The 12,812-nt window shown below is 66.5% G+C and carries 3 protein-coding genes; 2 read left to right on the forward strand and 1 reads right to left on the reverse strand.

The features are described from left to right. Positions 1-13 precede the first annotated feature (13 nt). A complete protein-coding gene (locus ACXJJ8_RS01665; RefSeq protein WP_499026497.1) occupies positions 14-10,084 on the reverse strand; it encodes a TcdA/TcdB pore-forming domain-containing protein in 10,071 nt (3,356 codons plus the stop codon). A 186-nt stretch (positions 10,085-10,270) separates the two neighbouring features. Between ACXJJ8_RS01665 and ACXJJ8_RS01670 the strand changes: the two genes are divergently transcribed. After that, positions 10,271-11,941 (forward strand): ABC1 kinase family protein, encoded by a 1,671-nt coding sequence (locus tag ACXJJ8_RS01670; RefSeq protein ID WP_499026499.1) that lies wholly within the window; start codon positions 10,271-10,273, stop codon positions 11,939-11,941. 55 nt (positions 11,942-11,996) lie between these two features. Next, positions 11,997-12,806 (forward strand): ferredoxin--NADP reductase, encoded by an 810-nt coding sequence (locus tag ACXJJ8_RS01675; RefSeq protein WP_499026501.1) that lies wholly within the window; start codon positions 11,997-11,999, stop codon positions 12,804-12,806. Positions 12,807-12,812 lie beyond the last annotated feature (6 nt).

Raw genomic sequence — 12,812 nt, forward strand, 5'->3', positions numbered from 1 at the left:
CCACGCGACACCACTACTGTGTGGATTCGAACGACACGCTCCAGCTCTTGAGCGTCCCGACATCGCTGCGAATGGCATCTTGGATACGCAGTTTCCACAGGCCGCGCTGTTGTGTGGTCTGAAGCGAGATCCGGAACTCCTGATCCACGTCTTTGCCGGACTTCCACTGCTGCACGAGGTGGGATACGCCTTGCGGGCTGACGAGGAAGACCTGCAGGTCGCTGGTCCAGGGATGCGCGATCTTCACCCTGAGGCGGAAGTCGTTGAACGTGCCGTTGTCGGGCACGTCGATCGTGCTCTCCACCCACTCGCCCGTATCTGGAATCGGCAGGAGGGTGTAATTTGCGTAGACGCGCGGCCCGCTGTTCGCCTGGACGACCTGTGTCTTTTCCGTCCGCACGGTCTCCCCGAGACGCGGAAAGTCGTCGGGCGTGCGCGGAACGATAAATCCCCGCAGTTGCTTGCCCACATCGATTAAACGCACGACGTGCAACGCGCTCGAACTCGGGTAGGTGCAGTCGATTGCCTTGTCGGACCCCAACGCGAAGGCGCACCACTGATAGGTGTGGTCGCCGACCCGATCGCCTTCGTTGTCGCTCACATGGAAATTGGCTTTCAGCGTCTTGCCGAGGGCCGCTTCGCCCTCGATGCCCAGCGCTACGGCCACCGGCTTGGAACCCAGCTTGGCGATCACGCTGGTCTCCGCCGAGGTGGCCTCCGCGCCGACGTTTTTCGTGCCTCTCGTCGTGCGCGGGATCACCTTCACGGCCATGCGCTTGTCCACGTCCGGCGTGTCGAGGATCCACATGTTGGAGGTCGACCACGCCGAGCACCATTCGGGCGTGTTGCTCGCGGCGGGGTACCTGCACCACTGGTACGTGGTTCCACCGAACGGGTCGTTCTCCGCGTCATAGGGATCGAATATCGCCGTGAGCGGGTAGCCTGCCCGCAACTTCGTGCTCTCGATGCGCACATTGCGGGCTTCGGGCGCCGTGTCGGAGGTGACCGCGACGGTCTTCGCCGACAGCGTTTCCACGCCTACGTTCGGCGAACCGGTTGTAGTACGCGGGATCACCTTGACCGCCAGGCGCTTGCCGACGTGGTACGCCCCGGGTGTCCAGGTATCGCTGGTCATCCAACCAGTGCAGCCAATCGCCGTGTCGCTGTTGGTCGGGTACTCGCACCATTGATACGACGTACCGCCGAACGTGTCGTTGTCCGCGTCGAAGGCATCGAACACGGCCTTCAGCGGCACGCCGGACTTCGCCTCGCCGACGATGCGCAGATTGCGCGCCTCCGGCGCCATGCCTTGGACCACGGCGGTCTTCGCCGAGGTGACCTCCGCGCCCACGTTCGGCATGCCGGTTGTGGTGCGCGGAATCACCTTCACCGCGATGCGCTTGCCCTGGGCGCTGACCGGCACTGCATGCGTATCGCCGGTGCTCCATGCGGTGCAGCCAAGCGCGGTGTCGCTGTCGGGCGCGTATTCGCACCACTGGTGGGTGGTCGAACCGTCGAACACATCGCCATCGGGATCATGCGGATCGTGCACGGCTTTCAACGTCTGGCCGGGGCTCGGCGGGGCATCGAGCGCCCGACCCTGGATCGTCGCTGCTTCGATGCGCAGGTTGCGCGCCTCGGGCGGCCTGCCGTTGATCACCGCGTCCTGCGTGGTCACCGCATAGGCCCCCGGCGCGATATCGCCGGTGGAGGCGACCAGACGTTCGATGGTGAAGCGCACGCGGTAGGCGCCCTGATCCTTCGGCGTCAACGTGTAGGTGCGCTGCTTGGCGCCATTGATCGGCGTCGCCTTGTTGGTGATCGCGTCGATCAGCGACCACTGGTACTGGCTCGCGCCTTCGCCGGCACCACCGGCGTGCGCGAAGTCGTAGCGCGCATGCAGGGTGTTGCCCACGCGCAGCGTGCCGTCGATACGCAGGTTGGCCACCATCGGCACGAGGCCGCTGACCGGTGGCGAGGTCGCACTCGAATCACCGCGCGGGGCGCGCAGCGATTGACACCACGCGAATTGGAAGCCGTACGCGATCCGCATCATCGCGCCGCAGGTGAGCGGGATCGCCTTCGCGAAGTCCGGCACGACGCTGGTTTTCGCCACGCAGGCGCGGCCGTCGAACGCCAGACATTCGACCAGGCCCTGGTTCAGGCGCATCCAATACCCGCCATTGAGGATGCTGGCATCCGATCGCCACGGGCCGACCACGGTCGATTGCACCTGGCGGCTGCGTGCGGTTTGACACCACGCCGGCGCGTCACTGTTCGGCGTTGTCGCCGGGCAGGCCAGGAAGGATTGCCCCGGCTTGGCCGCGCCGGCCGAATCGGCGCGCAGGCACGCATTCGCGGCCCCATCGCGGACGCACTGGAAGTCGGTGCCGTCGAAGAACACCAGCTCGCCCAGCGGCATTGCCTCCAGTTGCAGGTAACGCGCCGCGTTCGCCGTCGCGTCGATCGCCGCGTCGAAGGCCGCCGGCGGCGGCGGCGGACCGCCCGCAGCCGGCTGATGCCCGAACGCACGCACGCCTTCGCGATCGATGGCGTAGCAGTTCACGCCGGTGCGACCCACGGCGAGCGTGGCGGTCTCCACCCACGCGCAATACAACGCGGTGCCCGCCCGCGTGGTCAGGCGATAACGCTCCGGCTTCGTCGTCCATGGCACCTGCACGTCGCTGCGTGTTTCCACGCCCGAGACGCTGCCATCGGCACGTCGCGACATCCAGCGCAGGCGACCATGGCCGCCTTCGTGCACCACCCACGAAAGGTCGGCGATGTTGTCGCCGTCGACGTCGATTCGATCGGTGAACGGAACCTCCGCCGCCGGCGGCGTGAAGCCGGTCTTCGGCAATTCCAGGAAGCTCAGCGGACGCACGTCCGACAGGTCCAGCGATGTGCCTGTGTCGCCGAAGTAAACCGTCTTGTTGCCGCCGGTGCCGCGCAGTTCGATCTGCTTGCCCATGTCCGGGTCGTAAACGCGCCAGCCGCCGGGCCAGCCCTGCACGACCAACTTGCTCGCCTCGCTGAAAAACAACTGCATCGCGTGTTGCCGATGCGGGCCGATGGGGGCCGCGCCCATGTCGACCACGATGCGTGCGTAATGCAGCCAGGTCGCCGCATCGATGCCGTACTCGGTCGTGTAGTGACTGGTGCTCGCCAGGGCCAGCGTGGTCAGGCCGTCGATGCGCGGCATCTGCGCCGCGGCCAGGCCGTTGCGCGCTTGCTGCACGAACAAGGTCTCGCCCACCACGTTGGCATCGGCCACCCAATGGCGACGCTTCAGATCGCCCGACCAGTTGGTCACGTACAGGATCTCGTGGCCGGGGTGGAAGAAGTACGCCTCCGTGACCTGCGCGTTGAACCCGAGCAGGCGGTAATCGGCGGCGTTGGCCAGCGCGTCGGGCTTGGGTGCGGCGATGCGCACGCCACTGGGCGCAAGCCAACCGCTGCGCGCGCGCGTGTCCGTGCCCGGTGTCGGGCAGGTCAGCTGCACGTAGTCCGCTTCGGTGCCCGCCGGACGCACGGGCGTGGGCTGCGCCGGACACCACGCCATCTCCAGCACGCGCGGTTTGCCCGTGGCTGACAGACACATGGCCGTGCCCTCGCCGTAGAGCGCGACCGTGCCCTGGCACTGCGCATCGCGCCGCGAGGTCAGCGCCACCGGCGTGCCCAGGCTTGCGAGGGCGTTCAGCGCATCCAGCTGCACCTTGCCGCGCAGCGTGAGACCGTCGAACAGTTTGGCGAAGCTGGGCGCCGGCAGCGTGGCGGAAGTGAACAACGCCTTCGCTGCATCCTGCACAGTGGCCCGATACGGTGGCTGCGCGCCGTCATCGATCAAACGCATGCCCGCGCGCGCCAACACCCAGCGCCGCGAATCGGCCAAATACCAGGCTTGGATCGCAGTGCCGTCCTGATCCTTCAAGCCGGTGACCGGCAGCGGCGAAAGCGCTGGCAAGTTGCTCGGTTGCGCGTCGACGAGTGTGGTGAGGTCCGTGACAAAGCTCGCCGGACGCGCACCCACCCACGGCGCTCCAACGCCGATCAGCTGGCGCGTGCCATCGGCGTGGAAGCGCCATGCCAGTCCGTCGATGTCCTCGCCTTCGGGCGCGGCGCCGCTCTTGCCCACGGCCACCAACTCCGTGCGCGGATACACCACCGCGGTGGTCCCTTCGAAGTCGTAGGCACGCGCGCGGAACGTCGCGCCCAGGCTCGGGGAGTAGAAATGCCGCCATGTGTTGGCCGGTCCGCCGCCCGCGGTCGTAAACGTATCCAGCATCACCGCATCGCCCGGATGCGCGATCGTGCAGCCGGCGCTGGGCACCGCATCGCGCACGCCAAGGCCGTTGATGCTGCCGTCCACCGCACCGCCCCCGACACGACATGTCGCCGACGGGGCAATGAAGACGGGCTGGAGCAGGTTGCCGTCGGATGCGCGGATCCAGTACTGGCGCAACACATCGCCCGCCGGCACGTTCACCATCCCGCTCAACGAGACCCACTCGGCCGGCACCGGGACCACCGCCGTGAGATCCCCCGTCGGAATCGGCGAAGTGGTCGCGTAGTCCACCGTCGCCACGGTGCCCAGCCACGACATGAAGTCCCCGTAGGGCACGCCGGGCGGCACCACCCGACCGAATGCCTCCAGATAGGCACTCAGGTGTGCATGGTTCATCAGCGCCACGAGTTGCAACGCGTCCGCGCCGACCCGGTAGGCGATCGTCATCCCGCCGTTGACCTCCGGCGTGTTGACGTCGACCTCCCAATACGCCGGACGCTTGCGCCCGTACTCCACCAGCACGAAGAACGAATCGCCATCCAGCCGATCCACGCGCTTGATCGTATGCGGAATGTCCTTGCTGTCCTGACCGATGCGATACGCACGCGTCGGCAGCAGGCTGCCGCGCGGCACGCGCAACAGCAGGCCGCTGTCCGGATCATGGAACAGCGCCTCGTGCGCATCCCCGAACACCAGCGTTGCCTTCGGGTAACGCGATTCGATCGCGTACGCCAGCGCTTCGTCGCGCACCGATTGGTAGTAGCGCTTCACGTTCCCCCCGAACAGCGGGAAGCGATCGGTCGGGGCATCGCCCCTAGTGGCGATCTCGATGAAGCCATCGCTGCGCCAGGAGAACCCGTGGCGCTTGAGCGCCTCCTGCACACGCTGGTCGTGCACCAGGTCGGTCGCCGCCAGCACATCCTTCGACACCAGTTCGCCCTTGGCGAAGTCCACGTGCCAGACCCCGTGCGCGAGCACGACATAGACCTCCGCCGTGCCTTCCCCGGCCACCGGCGTCGTGCCGCTCACGCCGGCCGCGCGAATCTCGTTGCCGGAAATGCGCAGCACGCCGTGTTGGCCCGGGCCACCGGCCCGCGCGCCCACCGCCACCGTGATCGCATCGCCGTTCGCCAGATGCCGTGCATCCAGCATCCACGTCGTCGCCTTGCCCGCCGATGCGGCCTGCAACTCGATCGTGCCGTAGCCGTCCTGCAGCGCCAGCAGGTAAGGCGCGACGCGCCCGCTCGGGCTCAACCGATAGTGCATGTTGCCCAGCATCTGCCGGGTGCTGGCGCGGTAAGCCTGCTGCTGCGCCGGCGTCCAGGTCGTGTTCTTCGGGATCACGAACTCCGGCCAGGCAATCGTCTGCACCGCATCGTCGAGCAGCAGATCCACCGTGGTCGGGCGCCAGTCCTCGCGGATCGTGCGCAGGATCGTCTCGATCGCGTTGAGGTCGAAGTCGAAGAGGAAAAAGCCCGCGTTCCAGTCGGTGCTCTCCAACCGGCGCAGCACCTCATAGCCCATGAACCCCGCTTCCAGCAGGTGACGGCTGTTGGCGAAAGGCAGGTTCTGATACGCGTAGCCGTGGAAATGCGAGGCCGGCGTCGCCGGCGCCACCAGCGTCGTGACCACATCGGTCGTCTTCAACGGCAGCGAGCGCTCCTCGAAGATGCCGGTGCGCGATCCCAGGATCGGAATGGGCGCCGCATGCGGATCGGGCGAAGGCACGTTGCCGCCGGTCAGCGTCGGACGACTGCAGCAGATGGCCTGCGAGCCCTGCTTGGACGGGTCCGCGCGATCGACGTAACTCTGGGCAAAGTGCGCCATGCGCTCGCCCTGGCCATTGCGGGTGCGCAGGTCCACCTTGTCGAAGGCGATGCCGTGCACCGGCTGCAGCATCTGCGAGGTGCTCTCCCAAGTGTAGACCTGGCGTTTGTCCACCGCGTGCGTGGGATCGACATCGGGCAGGTATTCCTCCGCCCAGTACCAGGGAATGCGCGGATACAGATCGGCGAACTTGTCGAACTTGGCCGCCGATGCATCCACATCCTCGGCCACCGCCATGAACGCTTCGACCAACCCCGCGATCCCGATGCCCAGTCCCGCCAGCGGCACCGCCAACGAACCCATCACCGCCGAGGCGGTCGCCGCGCCTGCGGCCTCCGCCACGATCGCACCGGCCGTCAGCGCGGCCCCGGTGCTGTCGATCCCCAGGCGCGCGCCGGCCACGGTGCGTTGCGTGTCGGTCGTGGCATTGGCCAGGTTGTAGATGTCCACGCCGACCATGGCGGCCGACAGCGCGGTGTTCCCGGTCTCCACCAGGGTCGTCAGCGATTGCAGCAAGCGCAGTTCCAGACGCGCCGCCTGCCCCACCGTGGCGACTACCTGCGCCGCCTCGCGCATGCCTTCGCGCGCCAGTTGCACCAGCTTCAACGCATCCCCGGTCACGCCCAGCACCGCCTGCGCCTCACCCATGTACATCTGCACCTGCAGGCCCGTGGCCAGGTTCGCCGACAACCCATCCGGCTGTTCCAGTTGCCGCTTGCTTTGCAGTATCTGCGCAAACCCCATCAGCGCGAACGCTGCGTTCATGCTCGAAACGTGCCCACCCGCCGCATCCGCATTGGCCTGCACCACGTGCGTGTCGAGGAAATCGCGCACCTTGGCGAACACCGGATCGCGCGTGCGCACGATGCGCTCCTCGCCCGTCGTCTCGTGCAACCAGCGGATCTCGTACTCCGGCTCGGCCGTGCGCGTGGTGCAGCCCGACTGCACGCACGGTGCAGGGTCGAGCTCACGCACGGAGTGGAACACCGGTACATAGGCGTGCGGGTCGATGGCGTTGGCGACCAGCACGGCATGACTGGTCTGCACCAACTCGGTTCCCAGCTGCTGCGCATCGATGCGTAGCGTCGCGGCGTCGCGACGCTGCATCTCGACGGCCTCTGCCGGCGTCTGCACCGCCGGGCCTTCCCACAAACCCAGCGCCTGCATCAGCGCGGCAAATCGGCCGCGAATCCACGAGGCGACCGAACCGAGCGTCTCGCGCGCGCGCGTCCACCAGTCGTGCAGGCGGCCCTCTTCGCGATCTCGCATTGCGTCCTGGACGCGGTCGCGGTCACCGACGTTCGCGGCGGCGTGTTCGAGTTCCTTGTCGAGATCGTCGACGAGCGCTTCGTCGCGCGACTCGGCGGTGACCGCGCCCTGGTCCGTACTGGCGGCGTTGGAAGCCTTGTCCGCACCTGGCAACTGGAAATGATCGCGGAAGGCTTGCTCGCCCTTCCATGTCACCTTGGCAAGTCCCTGCTGCTGCCACAGCGTCGTGTCCGGGCCCATCAGCAACGCCAGGTTGAGGCGCAACTGGTAGAGCGTCTCGCCGCGCGTGGCGGTCGCACCAAGCAGCGCATTGCGTGCGAGGAACATCTCGTCGCTCGGCAACCACAGCAACAGCACTGGCTCCTGCCCCAGATGCACATTGACCACGGCGCCGCCATCGCGGGTCGTCAGATCTGCGCCGTGGAAGGAATAGTCCCCCGCGAGCGCGCGCGCCTTGAATGCATTGAAGTGTTCGACGACGCGCGTGTCCCGGAACAGGTCGGCTTCGACGTCCGATCGGTTGGTCGCGATCGACTTCCACATATCCACCAACGTGGTGCCTGCCGTGTCCAGTGCGTTCGCACGCAGCTTCGCAATCCAGTCGATCATGTCGGTCGACTCGCCGGCCAGATGCACCGCGCGGCGAACGCCTTCCAGACTTGACGGATCGGTATCGACGACGACGACCTTGCCTGCATCGGGGCGCGAACCCGCGGCGATCGCGTTGAGGTCGGCCATGGTGACGATGGTGCCGCTGACGCCGACCGCGGGCCGCATCGCTGCCCACGCCACGCCATTGACCCTGGACGGCGCTTCGAGTCGCGGCTGTACATCCGGTGCGGGTGCCACATCGATCACTGCCGCGGACGTCGTCGCGCGTGCGTAACCCGGCGAGGCGATGGCGGTGCCGACGTTGGCGTCGCTCCACGCCGGCACCTGTCCACCTGGTTTGGACGCGTGCGGAACATCGGTATGCAGCGCGACAGGAAGCGCACGCGTGTGCTTGATGGCGACGCTGTCCAGATTGAAGTCAGGATCTTCGACGAACTTGTCGGTCGACGCGTCGTAGGCCATCGACGTGCTGAGCACGTTCGACTCGTACGCCCAGCCGCGCACACCGGCGTCCACATCCTGCAGCCTGAACCAGGTACCGACCGCGCCCGGCCCATTCAAGGCATAAGGCACGACGCTGGCGTTGTGGACCGTGATTCGATCAATGCTTACGCCCTCGTTGTGCAACTGGCGAACCAGTTCCCGCGCATACTCGACTTCATCTTTCGTCTGATCGCCACCTGTCCCGGCGACATAGTCGGACCGGCAACGCACGCCGCACGCAAGCATTCGCAAATGCTTGATCCTCGGCGCATCGCCCCCGGCGAGGGTTGTGCCGACTGCGAGGTCAGGGTGCGCGACGATCAGCGCCGCGAGTTGCGTCGGCGCCAGGTCGCCGACTTCGTATCCACTGCCGTCCAAACCGCCATGCCCGGTGACCGTGAGTTCCACCGCGCCGCTCTTCAGCGCCTGTCGGGCCACGCGAGGCGGAAGCGGGACCCCGCCACTTGCTTGGGCAACGCCCAGGTCCACCACGGCCTGGCGCATCTGCGTGATGGACATGCCAGCGGTGTGATCTGCGTACGCCTTGACGGTCGCCTGTGGCACCTTCACCAATGCAGTGCGGTGCGGGTTGCCCGCATATTCCTGGTCATCGACGAAGTAACTCATCTCAGTCAGCGAGAGCCGGATTTGGGCATCGAACTGCTGCGTCTCCGCGAACGCGCCCAATCCGGCGCGCGGCTTCGTCCCAGGCGTGAATGCATGCGGATAGGGAACGCCATTGGGCGCGAAGCTGCCCTTGTAATCGGCATTCGGCAACGTGGCGAGCACACCCGGGATGTTGCCGATGGGGACGTAGTGCAGATGCGGATCCAGCGCCATGACCGTGGGCAGCTCGAGCGGCGCCGCTGTCTCGAAGTGCCGGGGAGCGTCCAGGCGATCGACGTACCGCATGAGGAAGGTGCGATCCTGCGTTTCATCGATCAACGGGTCCAGGTTCACGTTGCGATAGACAGTGATCCGGTTCCAAAGCGCTTCGAAGACGGGAACATGCAGATCCCAATCCATGCCGGAGGACACCATCACGATATTCCGAACACCGGGAAATTCCGTCTCCAGCATCGTTCTGCCATTCGCCTTCCGGGTGAGATACGCCACCCCATCCTTTCCTCCGGTCAAGGCCATGTACCGCGGCGTCACGTTCTTGAACACCGCGTTGATTTCGTCGGGCAGGACGTAGTCAGGGTCGATCGACGAAGCGCCCGGCTGCAGTTGCGCGAGAACCGCGACGCGCACGTCCTTGTCGTCGACGAACTCCATGAACTTGACGAAGCTATCGAAACGCTGCTGTGCCTTGGGCGAGCGGCTGGCGTGGTCCCCGTGCTCGACGTGTTTCAACAGGACAACCGTGTCGTGCGGCGACTGCCGCAGCAATGCTTCGATCGTCGGGAAGTTCGTCGGGTTTGCCGGCTTGGTCGGCAGGATCCCCGGTTGGCCGGGCGCTGCCTGGACATTCCATGCCCTGCTGCCCGTGATGCCCATCGCGACGAGCGCGACGAGGAACAACGCCACGGCCATGCACTGGAATGCGAAGCGTTGGTGCGCAGCGCGCGGCTTCAGTGCGAAAAGGCGAAGGTTGCGAAAGGACATGGCGGCAGCCAGCGAAACAGGGGCGCCCATGGTCGTGAGTCGCTCCGCGCACAACCATGCGAAAGGTCGCATTGGTTACGGGGAATCGGGGGCGGACTCGTGCGACGACTCGGCCACGGCCCCGCCGAGTGAAATCCCGTTGACGCCGCCGCGACTAGGCTGCTTCGCATGAATGGAAATACGCCCGTGAGCCTCGCCCGCAGCGCACAGATCATCGCCTTCCTGCTGAAATATCGCAGCGCCGGCGTCTTCAGCGGCATCGATCTCGACAAGGCCGCCGCCGGCATGGAGGGAATGGACCCGATCGAAGAGGGCGATGCCGAGCAGTTCGTGGACGACCTCGAAGCACTCGGCCCGACCTTCATCAAGATCGGCCAGGCCCTGTCGACGCGACCGGACATGGTGCCGCCGGCCTACATCACCGCGTTGCAGCGCATGCAGGACGAAGTCTCGCCCGTGCCCTTCGAAATCGTGCGCGCGGTCTTCGAGAACGACATCGGCGCGCGCATGAACAAGGTGTTCGCCTCGGTCGACGAAGTGCCGATCGGCAGTGCGTCCCTGGCGCAGGTGCACCGCGCTGTGTTGCGCGACGGGCGCGAGGTCGCGGTGAAAGTGCAGCGGCCGACTGTCGCCGAACAAGTGCGGATGGACCTGGACACCATCGCCTCCTTCGCCGACAAGGCCGACCGCATTACCGATATCGGGCGCCGCCTGCGCTTCGCCGACTGGGTGCACGAGTTCCGCAAGACGCTGTTCGCCGAACTGGACTATCGCGTCGAAGCCGAAAACCTCGAACGCTTTTCCGAGCACTTCGAGGCGTATCCGGAATTGTTCGTCCCCCAGCCGGTGCGCGACCTGTGCTCGCCGCGCGTCCTCACGATGGACCTGGTGCGCGGCGTCAAGGTGACCGCGATCTCCGGCGTGCGCCGCACCGAACAGGACATGGGCCAGCTCGGCACTGCGCTCATGAAGGGCTACCTGGACCAGATGTTCGTGCACGGCGAGATCCACGCCGATCCGCACGCGGGCAACATGCTGGTCACCGATGACGGGCGGCTGGGCCTGTTCGACCTCGGCATGATCGCGCACGTGCCCCCCAAGCAGCGGGAGCGTTTGTTGAAGTTGCTGTTCGCCGCCGTCGACGGGCGGGGCGAGGAAGTTGCGAACGAAGCCATCGCGATGGGCACGCGGCTGGAGGATTTCGAACACGAGCGCTTCCAGCGCGAAATCGGCCAACTGGTCGCGCGCTACGCAGCGCACACGGGGTCGAAGTCCACGTCCGAAGGCCGCCTGGTCATCGAACTGGTGCGCATCTCCACGGCCTGCAACCTGCGCACGCCGCCGGAGCTGAGCCTGCTGGGCAAGACGATGCTCAACCTCGAACAGGTGGCCTTCGCGCTCGACCCGCACCTGGACGTGAAGACCATCACCGAGGACCACATCCAGCACGTGATGCGCGAGCGGATGCGGCAGTCCTTCTCGCCGGCCAACATCGCCGGCGAAGTGCTCGAAGTGCAATCGCTGCTGCGCGAATCGCCGCGCAAGATTTCCGACATCCTCTCGCTGCTGGCGGAGAACCGGCTGACCGTGCAGCTCGGCGGCCTGGACGACTCGCAGCTGATGGAGAACCTGCAGAAGATCGCCAACCGCATCACGGCCGGCGTGATCACCGCCGCGCTGATCCTGTCCTCGGCGATGCTGATGCGGGTGGACACGGCGGGCGCGCGCCTGTTCGGTTACCCGGCGCTGGCGCTGGTGTTGTTCCTGATCGGCACGGTCCTGGGCCTGCTGCTGATCTGGAGTGCGTTCCGGCGGGATCACAGGGCGCGGCCGAAGGAAGAGCGCGGGACGCGGTGAAGCCTGGGTTCCCCATCCCTTAGAATTCGCCTCCCCACGCTCCACCCTGCCCGCGATGTCTTCCCCATTCGGCACTGAAACCGTGCTCGATGTCCGTCACTGGACGGACGCCTACTTCAGCTTCACCACCACGCGCGACGACGGCTTCCGCTTCGAGAACGGCCAGTTCGTGATGATCGGCTTGCCGGTGAAGCAGCCCGACGGCTCGACGCGCCCGCTGTTGCGCGCGTATTCGATCGCCAGCGCGAATTGGGAAGAGCAGCTCGAGTTCTTCAGCATCAAGGTGGCCGACGGCCCGCTGACCTCGCGCCTGCAACACATCCGCCCCGGCGACACCGTGCTGATCGGCCGCAAGCCCACGGGCACGCTGCTGATCCACGACCTGCACCCGGGCCGCAATCTGTATCTGCTGGGCACCGGCACCGGCTTCGCACCGTGGCTTGCGGTGATCAAGGACCCGGCCACGTACGAACGTTTCGTGCGGGTGGTCCTCTGCCACGGCGTGCGCAACGCCGCGGATCTCGCGTATCGCGACTACATCGTCAACGAACTGCCGCAGCACGAATTCCTGGGCGAACAGATCCGCGCGCAATTGCTGTATTACCCGGCGGTCTCGCGCGAGGCCTTCTCCAACGACGGCCGCGACCAGTGCGGGCGCCTGACCGCATTGATGGACAGCGGCCGGATGATGGAACACCTGGGCCTGCCGCCGCTCGACCCCGCGCACGACCGCGCGATGGTCTGCGGCAGCCCGCAGATGCTTGCGGACTTCCGCGCACTGCTCGACGGCCGCGGGTTCACCGCCGCGCCGCGCATCGGCGTGCCGGGGCAGTACGTATTCGAGCGGGCCTTCGTCGAGAAGTAGCATCCG

Source organism: Lysobacter sp. P5_C4 (assembly GCF_054049695.1).

Coding starts and splice junctions, on each gene's coding strand:
- ACXJJ8_RS01665 (WP_499026497.1), bottom strand. CDS start 10,084: ATGTCCTTTCGCAACCTTCGCCTTTTCGCACTGAAGCCGCGCGCTGCG.
- ACXJJ8_RS01675 (WP_499026501.1), top strand. CDS start 11,997: ATGTCTTCCCCATTCGGCACTGAAACCGTGCTCGATGTCCGTCACTGG.